Origin of the sequence: Nocardioides sambongensis, from assembly GCF_006494815.1 — a bacterium.
Lineage (GTDB): Bacteria > Actinomycetota > Actinomycetes > Propionibacteriales > Nocardioidaceae > Nocardioides > Nocardioides sambongensis.
This window is the reverse complement of sequence record NZ_CP041091.1, coordinates 2,653,854-2,674,661: the sequence shown is the minus strand read 5'-3', so window position 1 is coordinate 2,674,661 and position 20,808 is coordinate 2,653,854. Positions and strand designations below refer to the sequence as shown.

15 protein-coding genes and 2 pseudogenes are annotated in these 20,808 nt (G+C 73.5%); 10 read left to right on the top strand and 7 right to left on the bottom strand.

What is annotated here, in order from left to right:
* The first annotated feature begins 12 nt into the window (after positions 1-12).
* Positions 13-1,137, top strand: a complete 1,125-nt coding sequence (locus FIV43_RS12635) for a DNA polymerase IV (RefSeq protein WP_141014418.1) — start codon at positions 13-15, stop codon at positions 1,135-1,137.
* A 125-nt stretch (positions 1,138-1,262) separates the two neighbouring features.
* On the opposite strand, the gene FIV43_RS12630 is transcribed toward FIV43_RS12635, so the two are convergent.
* Positions 1,263-2,408 (bottom strand): glutamate--cysteine ligase, encoded by a 1,146-nt coding sequence (locus FIV43_RS12630; protein ID WP_141014417.1) that lies wholly within the window; start codon positions 2,406-2,408, stop codon positions 1,263-1,265.
* 54 nt (positions 2,409-2,462) lie between these two features.
* Here FIV43_RS12630 and FIV43_RS12625 point away from each other — a divergent pair, with 54 nt between their 5' ends.
* Positions 2,463-3,560 (top strand): FUSC family protein, encoded by a 1,098-nt coding sequence (locus tag FIV43_RS12625; protein ID WP_141014416.1) that lies wholly within the window; start codon positions 2,463-2,465, stop codon positions 3,558-3,560.
* 84 nt (positions 3,561-3,644) lie between these two features.
* On the top strand, positions 3,645-5,021 hold the full coding sequence (locus FIV43_RS12620) for a threonine/serine exporter family protein (RefSeq protein WP_141014415.1): 1,377 nt from the start codon (positions 3,645-3,647) through the stop codon (positions 5,019-5,021).
* A 27-nt stretch (positions 5,022-5,048) separates the two neighbouring features.
* On the opposite strand, the gene FIV43_RS12615 is transcribed toward FIV43_RS12620, so the two are convergent.
* The gene (locus tag FIV43_RS12615) at positions 5,049-5,885 is read right to left on the bottom strand and encodes an SDR family NAD(P)-dependent oxidoreductase (RefSeq protein ID WP_141014414.1); all 837 of its coding nucleotides are present in this window, start codon (positions 5,883-5,885) and stop codon (positions 5,049-5,051) included.
* A gap of 83 nt (positions 5,886-5,968) precedes the next feature.
* On the opposite strand from FIV43_RS12615, the gene FIV43_RS12610 reads away from it, so the two are divergent.
* The gene (locus tag FIV43_RS12610; RefSeq protein WP_141014413.1) at positions 5,969-6,571 is read left to right on the top strand and encodes a TetR/AcrR family transcriptional regulator; all 603 of its coding nucleotides are present in this window, start codon (positions 5,969-5,971) and stop codon (positions 6,569-6,571) included.
* A gap of 26 nt (positions 6,572-6,597) precedes the next feature.
* Here FIV43_RS12610 and rocD read toward each other — a convergent pair whose 3' ends face one another.
* The gene (gene rocD, locus FIV43_RS12605; protein ID WP_141014412.1) at positions 6,598-7,860 is read right to left on the bottom strand and encodes an ornithine--oxo-acid transaminase; all 1,263 of its coding nucleotides are present in this window, start codon (positions 7,858-7,860) and stop codon (positions 6,598-6,600) included.
* A 184-nt stretch (positions 7,861-8,044) separates the two neighbouring features.
* On the opposite strand from rocD, the gene hrpA reads away from it, so the two are divergent.
* The 3 genes from hrpA to FIV43_RS12590 all read left to right on the top strand — a co-directional run bounded on the left by hrpA (position 8,045) and on the right by FIV43_RS12590 (position 14,314).
* Entirely contained in the window at positions 8,045-11,968 is a 3,924-nt protein-coding gene (gene hrpA, locus FIV43_RS12600; protein WP_231123197.1) for an ATP-dependent RNA helicase HrpA, read from the top strand.
* Positions 11,969-12,086: 118 nt separating this feature from the next.
* Positions 12,087-12,623: a hypothetical protein gene (locus FIV43_RS12595; protein WP_141014411.1), complete on the top strand. Its 537-nt coding sequence runs from the start codon at positions 12,087-12,089 to the stop codon at positions 12,621-12,623.
* Between the two features lie 257 nt (positions 12,624-12,880).
* Positions 12,881-14,314, top strand: coding sequence for an extracellular solute-binding protein (locus FIV43_RS12590; RefSeq protein ID WP_141014410.1), 1,434 nt, complete (start codon positions 12,881-12,883; stop codon positions 14,312-14,314).
* Positions 14,315-14,325: 11 nt separating this feature from the next.
* Here the strand turns inward: FIV43_RS12590 and FIV43_RS12585 are convergent, their stop codons facing one another.
* Complete coding sequence (locus FIV43_RS12585; RefSeq protein ID WP_141014409.1) at positions 14,326-15,600, bottom strand: ribonuclease D; 1,275 nt, start codon at positions 15,598-15,600, stop codon at positions 14,326-14,328.
* Positions 15,600-16,214 carry a DUF3000 domain-containing protein gene (locus tag FIV43_RS12580; protein ID WP_141015918.1) on the bottom strand — a complete coding sequence of 205 codons (615 nt, stop codon included), beginning with the start codon at positions 16,212-16,214 and terminating at the stop codon, positions 15,600-15,602. The genes FIV43_RS12585 and FIV43_RS12580 overlap by 1 nt, the downstream gene beginning before the upstream one ends.
* A gap of 17 nt (positions 16,215-16,231) precedes the next feature.
* On the opposite strand from FIV43_RS12580, the pseudogene hemE reads away from it, so the two are divergent.
* Positions 16,232-17,322: pseudogene (gene hemE / locus FIV43_RS23830) on the top strand (uroporphyrinogen decarboxylase).
* Here hemE and FIV43_RS12570 read toward each other — a convergent pair.
* Both FIV43_RS12570 and FIV43_RS12565 read right to left on the bottom strand, forming a co-directional pair.
* Positions 17,310-18,107: an NYN domain-containing protein gene (locus FIV43_RS12570; RefSeq protein ID WP_141014408.1), complete on the bottom strand. Its 798-nt coding sequence runs from the start codon at positions 18,105-18,107 to the stop codon at positions 17,310-17,312. The pseudogene hemE and the gene FIV43_RS12570 overlap by 13 nt on opposite strands.
* 55 nt (positions 18,108-18,162) lie before the next feature.
* Entirely contained in the window at positions 18,163-19,077 is a 915-nt protein-coding gene (locus FIV43_RS12565) for a LysR family transcriptional regulator (RefSeq protein WP_141014407.1), read from the bottom strand.
* A 251-nt stretch (positions 19,078-19,328) separates the two neighbouring features.
* On the opposite strand from FIV43_RS12565, the gene FIV43_RS12560 reads away from it, so the two are divergent.
* Together FIV43_RS12560 and FIV43_RS22450 are read left to right on the top strand one after the other, a co-directional pair.
* The gene (locus FIV43_RS12560; protein WP_141015917.1) at positions 19,329-19,910 is read left to right on the top strand and encodes a flavin reductase family protein; all 582 of its coding nucleotides are present in this window, start codon (positions 19,329-19,331) and stop codon (positions 19,908-19,910) included.
* Positions 19,911-19,953: 43 nt separating this feature from the next.
* Positions 19,954-20,790, top strand: a pseudogene (locus FIV43_RS22450) (protoporphyrinogen/coproporphyrinogen oxidase); the annotation flags it as partial.
* Positions 20,791-20,808 lie beyond the last annotated feature (18 nt).

The window sequence follows — 20,808 nt, the reverse complement described above, 5'->3', positions numbered from 1 at the left end:
CGAGGAGTGACCATGACCGGCGGGGTGGGCCCGAGCAGGCCCACCCCGCCGGTCCTCCATGTGGACCTCGACCAGTTCCTCGCCGCGGTCGAGATGCTGCGCGACCCGTCCCTGGCCGGGCGCCCGGTGGTGGTCGGTGGCCGGGGCGATCCCAGCCTCCGCGGCGTGGTGTCGACGGCGTCGTACGAGGCCCGGGCCTACGGTGTCGGCTCCGGCACCCCGCTGCGGGTGGCCGCGCGCAAGTGTCCCGACGCGGTCTTCCTCCCCGTCGACTTCGCCGCCTACGAAGAGGTGTCGGCCCGGGTCTTCGACGCCATCCGGTCGGTGCAGTGGGGCGGGCGCCCGGTGGTGGTCCAGGTGCTCGGCTGGGACGAGGCGTTCGTCGGCGCCGACCCCGGAGCGAGCGCGGGGACCGAGGCCGCCGAGGAGGTCGCGGCCCGGATCCGCGCCCGCGTGCTGGAGGCCGAGCGGCTGACCTGCTGCGTCGGCATCGGTGACAACAAGCTGCAGGCCAAGCTCGCCACCGGCTTCGCCAAGCCGCGGCCCGGGGCGCCGGGGGAGGGGCGGATCGAGGGGCCCGGGGTGCACCGGCTCAGCGACGAGACCTGGTTCCCGGTGATGGGCGACCGCCCGACCCGGGCGCTGTGGGGGGTCGGGGCCAAGATCGCGCAGCGCCTCGCCGCGATCGAGGTGCACACCGTCGAGGACCTGGCCCGGGCGGACCCGCACCGACTCGCCGCCGCCTTCGGCCCCACCACCGGTCCCTGGCTGCGCCGGCTCGGTCGCGGGGTCGACCCCAGCCCGGTCGACCCGACGCCGTGGGTGGCCCGCGGGCACGGGCGGGAGGAGACGTTCCAGGACGACCTGACCGACTGGGCCGAGGTCGCCACCGAGGTCGACCGGATCGCGCGCCGGGTGGTCGAGGACATCCACGCGGAGGGCCGGCCGGCCGTGCGGGTGGAGATCAAGGTGCGCTACACCAACTTCTTCACCCTCACCCGCAGCCACAAGCTGGCGGCGGCGAGCGACGACCCCGACCTGCTCGCCGCCGAGGCCGTCGCGCTGCTGGCCCGGGTGGAGCAGGATCGGGCGGTGCGGCTGCTGGGGGTGCGGCTGGAGATGACCGCGCCGGAGTGAGCGGGTGCGGGTTTCCCCGGTCAGCCGGTGAAACCCGCGCGACACGCCGGCCCCGCTCGGCGTGTCGTGCGGGTTTCGGCTGACAAGTACCCACCGCCGGCCCGCCCACGGCCCCCCTCAGCGGGTCAGGTCAGCCCGGTCCGCAGCTCCTGCACCACCGAGTCGACCACCGCCACCAGGTCCCCGCCGGACGCCTCGGCCACCCGGCGCTGCCGCATGTACGACGGGCCGCGGTCCAGGATGTCGAGGACGGAGGCCAGCTCCGCCGCACAGCCGAGCCGCTCCGCGACCGGCATCAGCCGCGGCACCAGGTCGGCGAGGTCCTCGGTGACCAGTCGTTCGGTCGAGGCGGCATCGAGGATCACGATGGCGTCCACGCCGTAGCGCGCCGCCCGCCACTTGTTCTCCTGCACGTGCCACGGCGGCATCGTGGGCAGCCTCTCGCCGGCCGCCGCGCGCTCGTCGAGCCAGACCACCAGACAGTGGGTCAGCGCGACCAGCGCGGCCATGTCCGCCACGCTGGAGACCCCGTCGCAGACCCGCGTCTCCAGTGTCCCGTGGTGCGGCGCCGGGCGGACGTCCCAGCGGATCTCGCTGAGGTCGTCGATCACCCCGGTGGTCAGCTGGTCGTGCGCGAACGACTCGAACTCCTCCCACCGCTGGAACTGGAACGGCAGGCCGGCGGTCGGCAGCTGCTGGAACATCAGCGCGCGGTTGGAGGCGTAGCCGGTGTCGACGCCCGCCCAGATCGGCGAGGAGGCCGACAGCGCCTGCAGGTGCGGGTAGTAGGCGAGCAGCGCGGAGAGCACCGGCAGCACCCGCTCCCTGGCCGGCATCCCGACGTGGACGTGCACGCCCCAGATCAGCATCTGGCGTCCCCACCACTGGGTCCGGTTGATCAGCTCGGCGTAGCGCACGCCCTCGGTCAGCTGCTGCCCGGTCCAGGAGGCGAACGGGTGCGTGCCGGCGCCGTACAGGTCCAGGTCGAGCTCGTCGCAGGCCGGCACCACGTAGGAGAGCGTGCGCTGCAGGTCGGCCATCGCCTCCGGCACGGTGCGGCACACGTCGGTGACCACCTCGACGGTGTTCTTCAGCAGCTCCTTGTGCAGCCGGTGCGGATCGGGCATCCGGGCCTTGGCCCGGGCGAAGAGGTGGGCGGCCTCGTTGCGCAGGTCGCGGGTACGACGGTCCACCAGCGCGAGCTCCCACTCGACGCCGAGCGTCGGGGAGGGGAGGCGTGGAAGTCGATCCGCACAACCGAAGGCTTCCACACCGAGGGCCCGGCGTGCAGTCCGCCGCGGCTCTTCACGTGGGAGGATCGTCGCGTGGACGCGCCGCTGGACCGGATGTGGGCACGTGGACGGCTCTCGATGCGGCAGCGGGTCGCTCGGCTGCGCAGCAAGTGGTGGGCGGTCGCCCAGTGTGCCGTGGCCGCCGGCATCGCCTGGTTCGTCGCCGCCGACCTGTTCGGCCACACCACCCCGTTCTTCGCGCCGATCGCCGCGGTGGTCTCGCTCGGCACCTCCTACGGGCAGCGGCTGCGACGCGTCGTCGAGGTGACCCTGGGGGTGGCGATCGGGGTCTTCGTGGCCGATGTCCTGGTCGCCTGGATCGGCACCGGCGGCTGGCAGCTGACGCTGGTGGTGGCGCTGGCGATGTCCACCGCCCTGCTCCTGGACGCGGGCATCCTCTTCGTCACCCAGGCCGCCGTGCAGTCGATCGTGGTGGCCACGCTGCTGCCCGACCCCGGCGCCGCCCTGACCCGCTGGACCGACGCCGTGATCGGCGGGTCGGTCGCACTGGTCGCGGCGACCGTCGTACCGGCGGCGGCGCTGCGGCGGCCGCGGGAGCAGGCGGCTGCCGTGGCTCGCAAGATCGCCGGCCTGCTGCGGGCGGCGAGCCACGTGATGGTCGACGGCGAGATCGACCCGGCCCTGGAGCTGCTCGCGGACGCCCGGGCCACCGACCGGATGATCAGCGAGCTCAACGAGGCGGCCAGCGAGGGGATGTCGGTGGTGACCTCCTCGCCGTTCCGGCGCCGGCACAAGGGGCCGGTGCGGCAGATGGCCGAGCTGGTGGAGCCGCTGGACCGCGCCCTGCGCAGCACGCGCGTGCTGGTGCGGCAGGTCGGGGTGGCCGCCTATCGTCGTCGCCCGCTGCCCAGTGCCTATGCCGACCTGGCCGCCGACCTGGCGCTCGCGGTCGAGGCGGTGGCCGACGAGCTGGCCGAGAACCGGATGGCGACCGCTGCCCGCGACGAGCTGCTCGCGGTCGGTCAGGCCTCCGGACTCGTGGAGCGGACCAGCGAGCTGACCGGGGACGCCGTACTGGCCCAGATCCGGTCCATCGTGGTGGACCTGCTGATGGTCACCGGGATGGGCCAGCTGGAGGCGACCGACGCACTTCCCCCGCCGGCGCGGTGATTCTGCGCACGTTCGGGCCCCTGGCGGCCCGGAGCGCCGGTCGGACTTTCGTGCGCCGTCAGGGTGAGTGCGACCATCGGCGACGTGACCGAATCACGGCAGATCGCCCAGACCCTGGACCTGTGTCTCAGGGTCGGCGAGGTGCTGCTCTCCTCCGGCGCGGGAGCCGCTGACGTCACCGCCACGATGCGGGCGGTCGCGCTCGCGCTGGGCCTGCGCAACCCGCAGATCGACGTCACCTTCACCTCGCTCGCGATGACCGCGCAGGCGGACAGCGACGACCCGCCGGTCTTCCAGATCCGCCAGGTCACCCAGCGCGAGATCGACTACGAGGACCTCACCAAGGTCGACCACCTGGTGCGTGACGTGATCGCGGACCGGATCGACCTGGCCGAGGCCCGCGCGCAGGTCGCCCGGATCGTCTCCTCCGGCCACGCCCGCCCCCGCTGGGCGGCCACCCTCGGCTACGGCGTGATGTGCGCCGGCATCGGCGTCATGCTGGGCGGCTCGGCGACCGTGGTGCTCGCGGCGCTGCTCGCCGCGGTCGCCATCGACCGCCTCCAGCACTCGATGACCCGGCGCCGGTTGCCGCTCTTCTACCAGCAGATCGCCGGCGGCGCGCTGGCCACCCTGCTGGCCGCGCTGACCACCCGGGTCGCGGAGATGTGGACCGCTCTGGACGCCTCGCTGGTGGTCACCGCGAACATCATCATGCTGCTCGCCGGGATCGGCTTCATGGGCGCGATCCAGGACGCCCTGTCCGGCTTCTTCGTCACCGGGAGTGCCCGTCTCCTCGAGGCGGTGCTGGCCACCGCCGGCATCATCGCCGGGGTCGGCGGCGGGATCAGCGTGGCCTCGAGCATCGGCCTGGAGCTCCCTGCGCTGGAGCCGGCCCAGGTCTCCCTGGCCGGCGTCGGCGTCAGCGCGTTCGGCGCCGCGATCGCGGCCGCCGCGTTCGCCTACGCCAGCTATGCGCCCAAGCGCACCATGGCACCGGTGGGCCTGCTGGCCGGCCTCGCGCTGGCGATCACCACCACCATCGAGCTGAACACCTTCGGCCGCACCTGGGCGGTCGGCGTCGCCGCCTTCACCGTCGGTCTGCTGAGCTTCGCGATCGCGGGCCGGCTGCGGGTGCCGGTCCTGGTCGTGGTGGTGCCCGCGGTGGTCCCGCTGCTGCCGGGACTCTCGATCTACCGCGGACTGTCGCTGCTGGGCGAGCAGACCAACCGGTCGGCTGCCGAGGGCCTGCTCGCGATGGTCACCGCGGCCTCGGTCGCGATCGCCCTCGCCGCCGGCGTGATCCTGGGTGAGTACGTCGCCCAGCCGGTGGCCCGGGAGGCCCGCAAGATGCCGAGCCGGCTGGCCGGACCGCGGATGGTCGGCGTCACCCGCAACCGGCCGTTGCGGCCCCGCCGCGAGCGCCGGGAGCGCCGGCGGGGGAGCCGCGCCGAGGCCGGGTAGCCGGGGCGGTCGAGCGCCGCGGCGTCCTCAGACGACCTTGGCGGGCATCACCTTGGCCGAGACCTTGGCGACGATGTCCTGGTAGCGCGAGCCGGTCAGCTTCTGGAAGTGGTGCAGGGCGTGGGCGTCCATGCCCACCAGCACTCGGGCCTGGTCGCGCAGGATGCCGCGGACGATGATCTCGGCTGCCCGCTCCGGGGTCATCTTGGCGAGCTTCTCGTCGAACAGCTTGGCGGTCGCGGCCTGGTCCTCCTTGTCCGAGACCCGGGCGCTGCGGGCGATCGCGGTCTTGATGCCGCCCGGGTGGACCGCGGTGACCCCGACCGGGTGGCCGGCGATGAGCATCTCCTCGCGGACGGCCTCGGTGAAGCCGCGCACCGCGAACTTGGTCGCGTTGTAGGCGCTCTGACCGGGCATCGCGAGGAGGCCGAAGAGCGAGGAGAGGTTGACCAGGTGCCCGTCGCCGGAGGCGATCAGGTGCGGCAGGAACTCCTTGGTGCCGTGCACGACGCCCCAGAAGTTGATGCCGACGATCCAGTCGAGGTCCTCGTAGGCGAGGTCGACGAAGTCGCCGGCCAGCGCGACGCCGGCGTTGTTGACGACCACGTTCACCCGGCCGAAGTGGGCGACGACCGCGGCGGCGTACGCGGTGAACGCGGCCCGGTCGGCGACGTCGAGGGCGGCGGTGTGGACCTCGCGGGCGCCGGCGTCGCGCGCCAGCGCCGCGGTCTCGGCCAGTCCGGCCTCGTCGACGTCGGAGAGGGCGAGTCGCGAGCCCCGGCGGGCGCAGTCGAGGGCGAGCGCCCGGCCGATCCCCGATCCGGCGCCGGTGATCACGACGACCTTGTCGTTCAGAGTCTTCATGCGGTCACGTTCTCCTTCGTCGGGTGTCGACCTCGCCGCGACGCTACTGGCGCTATTGAACAAACGTCAATAGAGTGCGGCCCGTGACCGCGCACACGCCGGCGCCCCGCACCCGGCTCACCCCGGAGCAGCGGCGCGAGCAGCTGCTGGGCCTGGGCGTCGAGCTGTTCAGCAGCGGCTCGATCGAGGAGATCTCGATCGATCGGCTGGCCGAGGTCGCCGGCGTCTCCCGCGGCCTGCTCTACCACTACTTCGGCAGCAAGCAGGGCTTCTACGAGGCGGTCGTGCAGCGCGCCGCCGACGACCTCGTCGTGCAGACGGCCCCGATCGACGACCCCGACCCGCTGGCCCGGCTGCAGCGCTCGATGACCGCGTACGTCGACTACGTGGTCGCCAACGAGCAGGGCTACCGATCGCTGGTCCGGGCCGCCGCCGGCGGGAACGAGGCGCTGCGCCGGATCTACGACGACGCCCGGCTGGCGCTCACCGACCGGATCTTCCGCGACGACACCGCCGGGGACCTGATCCCGGACACCCCGGCCACCCGGCTGGTGGTGCGCGCCTGGTCGGCGTACGCCGAGGAGGCGGTGCTCGACTGGTGCGCCGATCCCCGCGGGATCGACCGCGCGGGGATCGTCCGGCTGGTCACCGACGCGCTCCCCGCGCTGGTCGCCGTGGCCGGCTGAGCCTCTTCGTCTCGTCGCCTTGCGCCTCAGCGCGCTTCGGCGAGGACGTCGGCCAGCTGGTCCAGGCCCCAGGCGAGGTCCGCGGGCTCGATCACCAGCGGCGGGGCGAACCGGATCGTCGAGCCGTGGGTGTCCTTGGCGAGGACGCCGCGCGCCATCAGCCGCTCGCAGATCTCCCGCCCGGTGCCGAGGGCCGGGTCGATGTCGATGCCGGCCCACAGTCCGCGCACCCGCACGCCGACCAGGCCGTGGCCGAGCAGCGCCTCGAGGCGCTCGCGCATCAGGTCGCCGAGCTCGGCCGCCCGGGCCTGGAACTCGCCGCCGGCGAGCATCCGCACCACCTCGGTGCCGACCGCGCAGGCGAGCGGGTTGCCGCCGAAGGTGGAGCCGTGCTGGCCCGGCGCGAGCACGCCGAGCACGTCGCGGTCACCGACCACGGCCGAGACCGGCACGATGCCGCCGCCGAGCGCCTTCCCCAGCACATACAGGTCCGGTACGACGCCCTCGTGGTCGCACGCGAAGGTCCGCCCGGTCCGGCCCAGACCGGCCTGGATCTCGTCGGCGGCGAAGAGCACGTTGTTCGCGGTGCAGGCCGCCCGCACGCCGCGCAGGTAGCCGTCGGGCGGGAGGACGACGCCGCCCTCGCCCTGGATCGGCTCGATCAGCACGGCCACGGTCTCCGGGGTGATGGCGGCCTCGAGGGCGGCCAGGTCGCCGTACGGAACGGTGTCGAAGCCGGGGGCGAACGGCCCGAAGCCGTCACGGGCGTCGGGGTCGTCGGAGAATCCGACGATCGTGGTGGTGCGGCCGTGGAAGTTGCCGGAGGCGACGATGATCCGGGCCGCGTCGGCGGGGACGCCCTTGACGTCGTATCCCCACTTGCGGGCCACCTTGATCGCGGTCTCGACGGCCTCGGCGCCGGTGTTCATCGGCAGCACCAGGTCCTTGCCGCACAGGTCGCCGAGCTCGGCGCAGAAGTCGGCGAAGCGGTCGTGGATGAAGGCGCGGCTGGTCAGGGTGAGCTGGCCCAGCTGGGCGCGGGCCGCCTCGACCAGTCGGGGGTTGGAGTGTCCGAAGTTGAGGGCGGAGTAGCCGGCCAGCAGGTCGAGGAACCGGCGCCCGTCGACGTCGGTCATCCAGGCGCCCTCCGCGTGCTCGATCACGACCGGCAGCGGGTGGTAGTTGTGCGCCGTCCGCGCCTCGGCCCGGTCGACCGCCGCGGGTGTGGCCGGAGCCGGGGTGGTGCTGGCGGAACCGGTCTCGATCGTCGGCTGGAACGTGCTGGTCATGCGGGCCTCCTTCGGGTGCGGGATCTCCTGGTGCGCTCGCCGCCCAGGATTGTCAGACAATCTGCGGACCACGGTAACCCACCGTCGCTGTGAACCCCACCCCGGCGACGTCATCCGGACGGTGTCGGGTCCGCACGGTGTCGGGTTCGCCATCGCGCGGATCAGCCGGGACAATGGGCGCGCTGTGAAGATCACCTACCCCGCCGAGCTGCCGGTCAGCGGCCGCCGCGACGACATCGCCGCCGCGATCCGCGACCACCAGGTGGTGATCGTGGCCGGGGAGACCGGCTCCGGCAAGACCACCCAGCTGCCGAAGATCTGTCTCGAGCTCGGCCGCGGCGGCGAGGGCCCCGACGGCCGCCCGCGGATGATCGGCCACACCCAGCCCCGTCGGATCGCCGCCCGGTCGGTCTCCGAGCGGATCGCCGACGAGCTCGGCGTGGAGCTCGGCGCACCGGACAGCCCGGTCGGCTACCAGGTGCGGTTCACCGACCGCACCTCGCGGGGCACCCGGCTCAAGCTGATGACGGACGGCATCCTGCTGGCCGAGCTGCAGCGCGACCGGGAGCTGCGCCGCTACGACACGATCATCATCGACGAGGCGCACGAGCGCAGCCTCAACATCGACTTCCTGCTCGGCTACCTCCGGCAGCTGCTGCCGCGCCGGCCGGACCTGAAGCTGGTGATCACCTCGGCCACCATCGAGACCGAGCGGTTCGCCGAGCACTTCGCCGACGCCGACGGCCGGCCGGCGCCGATCATCGAGGTCTCCGGCCGGACCTTCCCGGTCGAGGTCCGCTACCGCCCGCTGATGGACCTCGCCGCCGGTGCGGACGACAACGACGACGACGGCGAGGTGGTGGTCCGGGACCAGACCGAGGCGATCGTGGACGCGGTCCGCGAGCTCTCCGCCGAGGGCCCCGGCGACATCCTGGTCTTCCTGCCGGGCGAGCGCGAGATCCGCGACACCGCCGAGGCGCTGGCGCCGCTGGGCGCCGACGGGCGAAGTCCCCGGGGCGTCGACGTGCTGCCGCTCTACAGCCGGCTCTCGGCCGCCGAGCAGCACCGGGTCTTCCGCCCCGCCGCGAGCTCGCGCCGCCGGGTGGTGCTGGCCACCAACGTCGCCGAGACCTCGCTGACCGTCCCCGGCATCCGCTACGTCGTCGACAGCGGCGTCGCGCGGATCTCGCGGTATTCGGCCCGCACCAAGGTGCAGCGGCTGCCGATCGAGCCGATCAGCCAGGCGTCGGCCAACCAGCGCTCCGGCCGCTGTGGCCGGGTCGCGGCCGGCATCGCGATCCGCCTCTACAGCGAGGAGGACTTCGAGGGCCGGCCGGAGTTCACCGACCCCGAGATCCTGCGCACCAACCTGGCGTCGGTGATCCTGCAGATGACCAGCCTCGGACTCGGCGACATCGGCCGGTTCCCGTTCGTGGAGCCGCCGGACCGGCGCAACGTCACCGCCGGCACGCAGCTGCTCGAGGAGCTCGGTGCGGTCTCGACCAGCCCTGCCCCCGGCCGCGCGGGTCGGCTCACCGGCACCGGTCGTCGCCTCGCCCGGCTCCCGATCGACCCCCGGCTGGGCCGGATGCTGCTCGAGGCCGAGCGGCTCGGCTGCCTGCGCGACGTCCTGGTGATCACCGCCGCGCTCTCGCTGCAGGACCCGCGCGAGCGCCCCGCCGAGTCCCGGGCCCAGGCCGACCAGGCGCACGCCCGGTTCAAGGCGGAGCGGTCGGACTTCCTCACCCTGCTCAACCTCTGGCGCTACCTGCGCACCCAGCAGCGCGAGCTCTCCGGCAGCGCCTTCCGCCGGATGTGCAAGCGCGAGCACCTCAACTACCTGCGGGTCCGGGAGTGGCAGGAGTTCGAGTCGCAACTGCGGCGCGTCGCCAAGGAGATGGGCCTCGCGCTGGAGAAGACCGGCGACGCCCGGCAGCGCGACCGCGCTCCGGAGGACGGAGGCGCGCCGTACGACGCCGACGGCATCCACCAGGCCCTGCTCTCCGGCCTGCTCAGCCACGTCGGCGCGCTGGAGGAGCGGGAGAAGAGCGAGAAGCGGGCCTCGGGCGGCCGCGGCCGCGACGCCCGGCGACCCGGACCCCGGGAGTACCTCGGCGCCCGCGGAGCGAAGTTCGCGATCTTCCCCGGCTCCGGCCTGGCCCGGAAGAACCCGTCCTTCGTGATGGCCGGGGAGCTGGTCGAGACCGGGCGCCTCTGGGCCCGGCAGAACGCCGAGATCCGGCCGGAGTGGGCCGAGCGCCTCGGCGCCCACCTGGTCAAGCGGACCTACTCCGAGCCGCATTGGTCGCGCAAGCGGGCCGCGGTGCTGGCGCGCGAGCGGGTCACCCTGTACGGCGTCCCGCTGGTCGCCGACCGCACCATCGCGTTCGGGAAGGTCGACCCCGCCCTCTCCCGCGAGCTCTTCATCCGGCACGCCCTGGTCTACGGGGAGTGGCACACCCGGCACCGGTTCTTCCACGACAACCGCACGCTCCTGGAGCAGGCCGAGGAGCTCGAGCACCGGGCTCGCCGGCGCGACCTGGTCGTCGACGAGCACACGCTGTTCGACTTCTACGACGCCCGGGTCGGCGCGGAGGTGGTCAGCGGCGCCCACTTCGACCAGTGGTGGAAGCAGGTCCGCCGGGAGCGCCCCGACCTGCTCACCTTCGACCCCTCGATGCTGACCCACGACGCGGCCGAGGAGGTCAGTGCCGCCGACTACCCCGAGCAGTGGCAGGCATCGGAAGGACTGACCTTCCCGATCAGCTATCACTTCGAGCCGGGCTCGGCCGAGGACGGCCTGACCATCGACATCCCGGTGGCCACGCTCAACCGGGTCGCCGACGACGACTTCTCCTGGCACGTGCCGGGGCTGCGCGAGGAGCTGGTCACCGAGCTGATCCGCGGCCTGCCGAAGGCGCTGCGGGTGCAGTGCGTGCCGGCGCCGAACACGGCTCGCGAGTTCCTCGCCGCGGTGCCGCCGGGGGAGGAGCCGCTGCTGGTCGCGCTCAGCCGCTACCTGCGCTCCAGCCGGGGCGTGCACGTCCCCGCCGAGGCGTGGGACACCGCTGCGCTGCCGGCCCACCTGCGCCCGACGTACCGGGTGGTCGACGAGCGGGGCCGCGAGCAGTCGCGCGGCAAGGAGCTGGCCGGCCTCAAGGCGCCGCTGGCCGGTGAGTTCCACCGCGCCCTCGCCGAGGTGGCCACCGACGCCGGCCTCGCCCGCACCGGGGAGACCGGCTGGGCGTTCGGCACCATCCCCGCCGAGGTCACCGAGACCCGCGCCGGGCACCAGGTCACCGCGCACCCGGCGCTGGTCGACGAGGGGACCACCGTCGGGCTGGAGATCTTCGGGTCGGCCGAGGAGGCCGGCGACCGGCACCGGCACGGGGTGGCCCGCCTGCTGCTCCTGGCGCTGGGGGAGAAGCCCCTGAAGGGACGCCTGGACGCGCTCTCGATGACCGATCGGCTGGCGCTGGCCGGTTCGCCGTACCGGACCACCGAGGCGCTGCTCGCCGACTGCCTGCGCGCCGTGGTGCTGGCCGCGCTGCCGGCGGCCGCCGCGGACCTGCCCCGCACCCCCGCCGCGTACGACGCCCTGCTGGACCGGCTGCGCGCCGGGGCGGCGACCGCGGTCGGTGACCATCTCGCGCTGGTGCTGCGCACGCTGGAGGCGCACCGCGAGACCGACCGGGTGCTGAGCGGGCGGGTGGAGATGGCCCTGCTGCCGGCCCTCACCGACCTGCAGGCGCAGCTCGGCCGCCTGGTCTTCGACGGCTTCATCGGCGGTGGAGCCGGCACCGGCCCGGCGCGCCTGCACCGCTACCCGACCTACCTGGCGGCCATGCGGCAACGTCGTGCCCGGCTGGGTGAGGGCACCGCGGCGGTGCTGAAGGATCGCGAGCTGATGGCCCGGTTCGTCGGCCTGGAGGAGGCCTACCTGCACCGGGTGGCGGCGTTGCCCGACGGCCGGCCGGCCGGGCCCGCGCTGGAGGCGGTGCGCTGGATGCTGGAGGAGTACCGGGTCTCGCTGTGGGCCTCGGCGATGGGCACCGACGGCAAGGTCAGCGACGTCCGGATCCGCAAGGCCCTCGACGCCCTCGGCTGATCCACCGCACCACGCGGGCCGGCGGACCGCGTCCTAGGCTGGAGAGCGTGTCCGATCCCAGCCCCCGCGACCCCACCACCGTCCGTCGCAGCGTGACGGTGCGTTCTTCGAGTCGTTCGTGGGCGGCACCGACCCGGCGCAGGTGAGCGAGGCGGCCGACCGTGCGGCGACGCTGCTGGTCCGCGGGGCCCGGCAGGCCGAGGACGACGCGGTGGCCGAGCGCCTGGTGCGACTGGCCGACACCGAGGGCATCGAGGCGATCGCGGAGGTGTGGTCTTCGTCTCCCGCGGACTCCTTGGCCGGGTGCCTCTGGCGCCTCTTCCTGCTCCGTTCCTGGGTGCACGCGGACGCGGTGGGGGTGGCCGCGGAGTTCGAGGCGGGCCGGGCCAGCGCCGAGTTCGCACACGTGGTCGCCGGGGTCGCCGACCCGCCCGGGCCGGACGAGCTGCGGGCGATGGTCGACGCGGTGCTGCGCGGGATCGCGACGAGTGACTTCGCCGACGTCCTGTTCCGCGCGGCTGCCTTCGCCCGTGTCGTTTCCGCAGGTCGGGCGGCATCTTCGGGCAGCAGCGAGGCGTCGGTGCAGCGGATGCTGGCGCTGGCGGAGCAACTCGAGGCAGCCGGTCACCAGGAGATGCGCCAACGGCTGGTGTGACCCTTTAGAGTGGACCACTGAGCACGCCGGGCTGCGGCAGCCCCGGGTCCCAATATTCGCCGCTACGAGCGGCCGTGCGCCGTGAGGCGCTCCCGGTCCGGCGTGCTCGACCAGGTCTCCGCGACTCCCCGCGGCTCCCCGCGCCACCTCGCGACTCCCCGGCGCCACGGTGGCCGGCTGGCCCGAGGGGCTGGGACACCTCGGTAGGGTTTGCCCGGCGCAACCATGGGATCGCCGGACGAGGGGATGAGCAAGGGATGACTGCGGAGACGTCGGATGAGCGCGGCCTCGGGCGCGCAACGATCGGCGTCGTCGCCGTGGTCGTGGTGGCCGTGCTCGCCGCGATGCTCTACCTCTCCGAGACCCGGGAGACGCCGGTCGCCGCGCCCGCGCCGACCGAGCCCGAGGTGGTCCGCCTCGACTTCGCCGTCTACGGGCCCCAGGCCGAGATCGACGCCTACGAGAAGGTCGTCGAGGAGTACAACCAGGCCTCGGAGTACGTCGACGTCACCGTGGAGTCCTGGCCGGACGCCGAGTCGATGCTGGCCGACCTGAAGGCCGGCGCGGTCTCGCCCGACCTCTACCTGCTGCCCCGGTCGGCGCTGAAGGACACCATCGACAACGAGCGCAACATCGAGCTCCTCGACCTGCTCGACGCCCGCGGCATCAGCCTCGGCGACGACTTCTCCCGCGACTCGGTGGCCGCCTACTCCTACGACGACGACCTGCAGTGCATGCCGTACGCGACCTCGCCGATGGTGATGTACTACAACACCGACCTGATCGACTTCGACCGGATGGCCGCCCGCGGGCTGCCGGTGCCGAACGAGGAGCGCAGCGCCTGGACCCTGGACATGTTCCGGGCCGCGGCCGAGTTCGCCAGCCGCCCGCGTAAGGGCAGCCGCGGCGTCTACATCGACCCGACGCTGGAGGGGATCTCGCCGTTCGTCCTCTCCGGCGGGGGAAGCGTCTACGACGACCCGGTCTCCCCGACCAGCCTGGCGCTCAGCGAGGGCGACTCGGTCGACGCGCTGACCCGGACCCTGGAAGTGCTCCGGGACCCGCAGCTGACCCTCACCTCGCAGCAGCTCGACCGCAGGTCGGGGCTGGAGTGGTTCGAGCAGGGCAAGGTCGGGATGATCGCCGGCTACCGGGACCTCACCCCGCAGCTGCGGGACGTCGACGGGCTGCGGTTCGACGTGATGCCGATGCCCAACCTGGGCACCACCGCCACCGTGGGCAACCTGACCGGCGTCTGCATCGGTGCGGGCGCCGCCGGCAACGCCGGCGAGGCCGCGGACTTCCTGGTGCACCTGGTCAGCGACGAGGCGGTCAGCGAGATCAGCGAGGTGGGCTACCTCCAGCCGACGAACGTCAAGGTCTCCTACTCCGAGGCGTTCCAGCAGTCCGACCAGCAGCCGGAGCACTCCGAGGTCTTCACCTCGGCGGTGCGGGCGATTCAGCTGATGCCGCTGCTGGACGACCCCGACGCGCTGGAGAGCGTCGTCGCCCCGCAGATCCGCCAGCTCTTCTCCAAGCCGGTGCTCGGCCCGGAGGAGCTGACCGAGCTGCTCGGGTCGATCGATGCGGCCTCGGCCGAGGTGCTCGCCGACCCCGCCGACGAGGAGACCGAGGACCCGTCGGACGGTGCGTCGGAGACCGCCTCGCCGAGCGAGGACGCGACCGACTGAGGCTGCGCCGGTCAGTCGTCGGCGTCGAGGATCGCCCGGGTGAGGGCGGGGGCGGTGAGGCCGACCTGCCAGCTGCGCGATCCCAGAGCACTCAGCTGGTCGATCACCGCCTCCAGGAGCGCGACCGGCTCACGGGTGGCCGGCGGCGTCCACATGGTGCGTCGCAGGTGGTCCGGGGTGAGCAGGTTCTCCGGCGGCAGGTCGTGCTGCTCGGCGAGCTCGGCGATCGATGCCCGCGCCTGCTCGAGGCGGCGCGCCGCCACCGGGTCCTTGTCGGCCCAGGCGCGCGGCACCGGCGGGCCGTCGCTGCGGCCGTTCCGGGTCGGCAGCTGGTCCTCGGGCAGGGCCTGGGCGTCCTCGATCGCGCGCAGCCAGATCTTGGCGTAGCGCGAGGCGCCGCGCCCGTGGAACCCCTGGGTGCCCATCAGCGCGCCGCGGTCCTTGGGCAACGCGGAGGCGGCGGCGACGATCGCCGAGTCGGGGATCAGCCGGCCGGGCGTCACGTCGCGCTCGGCGGCCAGCTCGTCGCGGGCCTCCCACAGCGTCTTCACCGCCGCCAGCGAGCGGCGGCCGCGCACCTTGTGCATGCCGGAGGTACGCCGCCACGCGTCCTTGCGCGGGGACGGCTCGAAGGCGCGCACGTGGTCGAACTCCTGCCGCGCCCAGTCCAGCTTGCCGGCCTCGGTGAGCTGGTCGACCAGGATCTGCCGCAGCTCGACGAGGACCTCCACGTCGAGCGCGGCGTACTCCAGCCACGGGTCGGGCAGCGGCCGGGTGGACCAGTCCACGGCGGAGTGCTCCTTGAGCATCTGCACGCCGATCAGGGTCTCCACCAGCGTGGCCAGGCCGACCCGCGGGTAGTTGAGCAGCCGGCCGGCCAGCTCGGTGTCGAAGAGGCTCGCCGGCCGCAGGCCGACCTCGCCGAGGCAGGGCAGGTCCTGGGTGGCCGCGTGCAGGATCCACTCGGCGTCGCCGAACGCCTCCTGGAGCGGGCGCAGGTCGTCGAAGGCGATCGGGTCGATCAACCCGATCCCGGCGCCGGTGCGCTTGACCTGGATCAGGTAAGCGCGGCTGGAGTAGCGGTAGCCCGAGGCACGCTCGGCGTCGATCGCGATCGGTCCGGAGCCGGCCGCCACCGCGGCGCAGTAGCTGGCCAGCGCCTCGTCGGTCTCGATCACCGGCGGCAGGCCGTCGGCGAGACGGAGGAGCGGGACCTCGACGGTCTCCTCCTGGTCGGCGTCCGGGGAGCCGACCTCCGCTGTCCGATTGTCGTCCTGGTCGGCCATCAGCTCGTCGTGCCCCGCTGTCCGCGCCGTGACGGCATCACCGCGACGCCCTCCGGCACCGGCTCGAGTCCGCCGGCGGTGCAGAGCAGCTCCGCCCACGCCTCGACGTGCGCGGTGGTGTCCGCGGGGTCGACCGGGGTCCACGACGCGCGGATCTCCACCTGCGCCGAGCCGGGGTCGTCGGCCATCGCGCCGAAGCTCTCGGTGGACACCCGGGTGACCGTGCCGGAGGCGGCGACGTGCTCGGCGCCGTGGGCCTCCAGGGCGTCCTGCAACCAGGTCCACCCGACGTCGGCCAGCATCGGGTCGGTGGCCAGGCTGTGGTCGATCTCGGCGCGGCAGTAGGCCACGCAGCGGAACGTCCCGTGCCAGGCGTCGTTGCCGGCCGGGTCGTGCAGCAGCACCAGCCGGCCGGTGGCCACCTCGTCGTCGTCCTCGTCGGTCACGTCGGCGGAGAGGGCGGCCGCGTAGGGGGCGATCCGCTGCGGTGCGGGCATCTCCTCGCAGAAGATCTCCGAGCGGAAACGGGCCGAGCGCAACTGGGCGACGGCGGTGGCGAACTCCGCAGGGACGGCTTCGCCGGCCCCCGGTCGCTTCTCCTGCCGGGCTACCATGAGGCTCACCCTAGGAGATGGGGCTCGCTCGATGTGCGCCCCACGCCGTGACCTGGGAGGCTTGTGCCGTGGTCGATCTTCACGACAGCGCGTTCCTCCGGGCGGCCCGGGGGGAGGCGGTGGGGCACACCCCGGTGTGGTTCATGCGCCAGGCCGGGCGATCGCTGCCGGAGTACCTGAAGCTGCGCGAGGGCATCGCGATGCTCGACGCCTGCGCCGACCCCGAGCTCATCGTCGAGATCACCCTGCAGCCGGTGCGCCGCTACGGCGTGGACGCGGCGATCTTCTTCTCCGACATCGTGCTGCCGCTCAAGGCCGTCGGCGTCGACCTGGACATCGTCCCCGGGGTCGGACCGGTGGTCGCGAACCCGGTGCGCACCCTGGCCGACGTGGAGGCGATCCCCGACCTGAGCCCGGAGCAGATCCCCTACATCACCGCGGCGGTCCAGGGCCTGGTCGCCGAGCTGGCCTCGATCAACGGGGGGACCCGCTGATCGGGTTCGCCGGCGCGCCGTTCACCGTGGCGTCGTACCTGGTCGAGGGTGGGCCGTCCAAGGAGCACGCCAGGACCAAGGCGCTGATGTTCTCCCAGCCCGACGTCTGGGACGCGCTGATGCGGAAGATCTCCGGGATCTCTGCCGCCTTCCTGCGCACCCAGGTGGACGCCGGGGCCTCGGCGATCCAGCTCTTCGACTCCTGGGCCGGCGCGCTGACCCCGGCCGACTACGTCCGCCACGTCCAGCCGCACTCGGCCCGGGTGCTGGCCGAGATGGCCGAGCTCGGGGTGCCGCGGATCCACTTCGGCGTCGGTACGGCGAACCTGCTCGACGTGATGGGCGAGGCCGGCGCCGACGTGGTCGGTGTCGACTGGCGCACGCCGCTGGACCGGGCGATCGGGGTGGTCGGGGACCGCGGGGTCCAGGGCAACCTCGACCCGACCCTGGTCTTCGCCCCGACGGAGGTGATGACCGCCCGGGCCGCCGAGGTGATCGAGGCCGGGCGGCCCGCCCGCGGGCACATCTTCAACCTCGGTCACGGGGTCATCCCCAGCACCGACCCGGACCAGCTGGCCCGGCTGACCGAGTTCGTGCAGTCCTACCCGCTCTGAGCGCTCGACTTCTTCGCCGCGCTCTTCTTGGCCGGGGACCTCTTCACCTGCGCCTTCCCCTTCAGGCACACCTGGACCTCGCTCCCGGAGCCCTGGGTGACCAGGTAGGGCTGGGCGTGGACCAGGTCGGTGAGCTTCCCGAACCCGTAGAGGCGGGGGTCGAAGGAGGAGTTCGCCGAGCGCAGGTACTGGCCGATCGCACCGACCGAGGCCCAGCCGTCGTCGGCTGACTGCTTGTTGATGGCCCGGGCGAGCAGGCTCTCCAGGTTGGGCAGCGGCGTCTCGTCGTCCTCGCTGGCAGCCGCGGCGGAGGCGTCCTCTTCGTCGGAGGCCTCATCGCCGAGCATCTCCAGGTAGATGAAGGTGTCGCAGGCCGCGACCAGGGAGGCCGGGGTCTTGCGCAGGCCGAGGCCGAAGACCGTCTTGCCGGCCTCGCGCAGCCGGGTGGCCAGCCGGGTGAAGTCACTGTCGCTGGAGACCAGGGCGAACGCGTCGAGGTTGCCGGAGTAGAGCAGGTCCATCGCGTCGATGATCAGCGCGGAGTCGGTGGCGTTCTTGCCGGTGGTGTAGGCGAACTGCTGGACCGGCGCGATCGCGTGCTGGTTGAGCTGCCCCTTCCAACCGGTCAGCTGCGGGGTGGTCCAGTCGCCGTAGGCCCGCTTGACCGTGGCGACGCCGTACTGGGCGAGCTCGGCCAGCAGCGCGCTGGCGTGCTTGGGGGAGGTGTTGTCGGCGTCGATCAGGACGGCGACGCGGAGGTTGGGACTCGTAGTGCTGCTCGCCATGGGCCAAGCCTCCCACGGGCGACCCGCCGCGTCAGGACGCCGCGTCCTCTGGGCGTCAGGACGCCATGTCCTCGACGTGCCGCGTCGCGGTGGCGACGAGGACGTCGATCAGGTCGCGCACAGCGGGGGCGGTCTGCAGCGACCGCCGCTGCCGCAGCACCAGGTCGATCTCGGTCCGGTCACCGGCGATCGGCCGGGTCGCGATGAGCCCGCTGCGGTGCAGCGGATCGCCGTGCACCGAGTAGTCCGGGAGCACGGTGACCCCGAGCCCGTCCGCGACCAGTGTCTTGCCCATCTCGGCGCCGTCGGTGCTGTGCCGGACCGGCGGCAGGTCGGTGCCGAAGACGCGATGCACGTAGCGGTGCATCAGGTGGCCGGCGCGCATCATCACGAGACGCTCGCGGCGCAGGTCCTCGATGCCCACCTGGCCGCGCTCGGCGAGCGGGTGCCCCGCCGGCAGTACGACGACGGGCTGGCCCCGCAGCAGCGTGCTCCCGGTGAGCTCCGCCGTCGGGTCGTCCCCGCACAGCACGTTGACCAGGCCGAGGTCGAGGCTGCCCTCGGCGAGTGCCTCGTCGATCTGCGACTGCTGCAGCGAGAGGACCTCCACCGCGATGCCGGGGTGGCGCTCGCCGAACTCGCGCAGCGCGGGCACCAGCAGGGTCGAGGTGGCGCCGTGCACGGTGCCCAGCCGCAGGTGACGGGTGGCGGCGAGCCGGCTGCCCGCGGCGACGCGGAGCCGGTCCACGGCGGCGAGCACCTCGACCATCGCCGGCAGCAGGTCACGGCCCTCCCGGCTGATCCGGGCGCCGGAGCGGCGCCGGTCCAGCAGGGTCACCCGCAGCTCCCGCTCCAGCTTGGTGATCGCCTCGCTCAGGGCGGGCTGGGAGAGGTGCAGCTGCTCGCTGGCCCGGCGCAGCGAACCGTGCTGCGTGACCGCGGTGAGGTACTCCAACTGTTCGATCCGCACGGGGTGCCTCCTGGGTCGGGACCGGTCGGTCTCGGGTGGTCTGCATCGGGTGGTCTGCCTCGGGTGGTCTGCCTCGGGTGGTGCTGCGTGGCTGGGCCGATCGCGGTGCACGGGGACACCGACCTTCCGGTCCTTGCCCTCGGCCTTAAGGCTAGTAAGTTACTAGACAAAGGTAGTGGATGTCAGCACCTGGCTCACCAGGGCGGATGCCGGTGACCGGGTCGAGGAGGAGACGAGTGAGCGTGAGCACGATGCGAGCCGATGTGCGGCCCGCCCCGCTGGCCACCAACCAGGATCTGGACCCGGTCCGGCTGCGGCAGTCCTTCGGCGTGTTCCCCAGCGGCGTCGTCGCGGTGGCCGCCGAGGTCGAGGACCGGCTGGTCGGTCTGGCCGCCAGCTCGTTCACCTCGGTCAGCCTGGACCCACCGCTGGTCTCCGTCTCGGTGGCGAACGGCTCCAGGACCTGGCCCGACCTGCGACGCGCCGGCGGCCTCGGGCTGACCGTGCTCGCCGAGCACCACGCGCCGCTGTGCCGGCAGCTGGCCGGACCGGTCGCCGACCGCTTCGACGGCATCGCGGTCACCGTCGCCGACTCCGGCGCGGTCACCATTCCCGAAGGGCTGGCCCGGTTCGACTGCACCGTGTACCGCGAGGTCGAGGCCGGCGACCACACGATCGTCCTGCTCCGGCTGCACGCCGTCGAGGACGACAGCGAGGCCGACGCGCCGGGCGCGCCGCTGGTCTTCCACCGCAGCGGATTCGGTGGGGTCGCGCCCGGCGCACCGGCCCCGGGAGCGATGACGCCGCCCGCGCACCGGCCCGGACCGGAGTGAGCCCCGGGCACCGACCGCGGCGGAGCTCTGAGAGGCTGGGAGGGTGCAGGACCCCCAGCGCTCCCAGCGGCGCGTCGTCGTGGTCGGCGGTGGCCTCAGCGGACTGGTCGCCGCTCTCGACCTGGTGCGCGCCGGGGCCCGGGTGCTCCTGGTGGAGGGCACAGACCGGGTCGGCGGCAAGCTGCGCCGCGGCACGGTCGCCGGTGTCACCGTCGACGTGGGCGCCGAGGCGATGGTCAACCGCAGGCCCGAGGGCGTCGAGCTCGCCCGCTCGCTCGGCCTCGATCTGGTGCACCCCACGACGGCCACCTCCCGGGTCTGGACCCGGGGCGCGCTGCGACCGCTGCCCCGCACCCTGATGGGCGCACCGCTGGACCTCGACCAGCTCGCGGCCAGCGGCATCCTCGGCGCGGACGGCCTCGACCGCGCCCGCCGCGAGCCCGCGCTCGCCGCCACCCTCACCGCCGCGCTCGCCGCCACCCTGGCCGAGCGCGACGACCTCTCCGTCGGCGACCTGGTCGACGCCCGCTACGGACCCGAGGTCACCGACCGCCTGGTCGAGCCGCTGCTCGGCGGGGTCTACGCCGGGCGCGCCCGCGCCATCTCGGTCCGCGCCGCGATGCCGGCGCTGCTGACCCTCGCCGAGCGCGGCTCGATCACCGCCCAGGCCGGCACCGCTCCGGCGCCCAGCGCCGCCGGCCCGGTCTTCGCCGGCCTTCCCGGCGGCATGTGGCAGCTGCCCGAGGCGTTGCGTGCCGCGCTCGAGGAGGACCGGTCCGCCGAGGTGCGTACCCGGACCACGGCGACCGGGCTGCGTCGTACCGCCGACGGGTTCGGGCTCACCCTCACCGACGCCACCGGGGCGGAGACGGTCGAACGGGCCGACGCCGTGGTGCTG

Bases quoted from the DNA above. Each gene is read 5' to 3' on its own strand.
- FIV43_RS12635 (WP_141014418.1), top strand. From the start codon at position 13: ATGACCGGCGGGGTGGGCCCGAGCAGGCCCACCCCGCCGGTCCTCCAT.
- FIV43_RS12615 (WP_141014414.1), bottom strand. From the start codon at position 5,885: ATGAAGACTCTGAACGACAAGGTCGTCGTGATCACCGGCGCCGGATCG.
- rocD (WP_141014412.1), bottom strand. From the start codon at position 7,860: ATGACCAGCACGTTCCAGCCGACGATCGAGACCGGTTCCGCCAGCACC.
- FIV43_RS12590 (WP_141014410.1), top strand. From the start codon at position 12,881: ATGACTGCGGAGACGTCGGATGAGCGCGGCCTCGGGCGCGCAACGATC.
- FIV43_RS12585 (WP_141014409.1), bottom strand. From the start codon at position 15,600: ATGGCCGACCAGGACGACAATCGGACAGCGGAGGTCGGCTCCCCGGAC.
- FIV43_RS12580 (WP_141015918.1), bottom strand. From the start codon at position 16,214: ATGGTAGCCCGGCAGGAGAAGCGACCGGGGGCCGGCGAAGCCGTCCCT.
- FIV43_RS12570 (WP_141014408.1), bottom strand. From the start codon at position 18,107: ATGGCGAGCAGCACTACGAGTCCCAACCTCCGCGTCGCCGTCCTGATC.
- FIV43_RS12560 (WP_141015917.1), top strand. From the start codon at position 19,329: ATGCGAGCCGATGTGCGGCCCGCCCCGCTGGCCACCAACCAGGATCTG.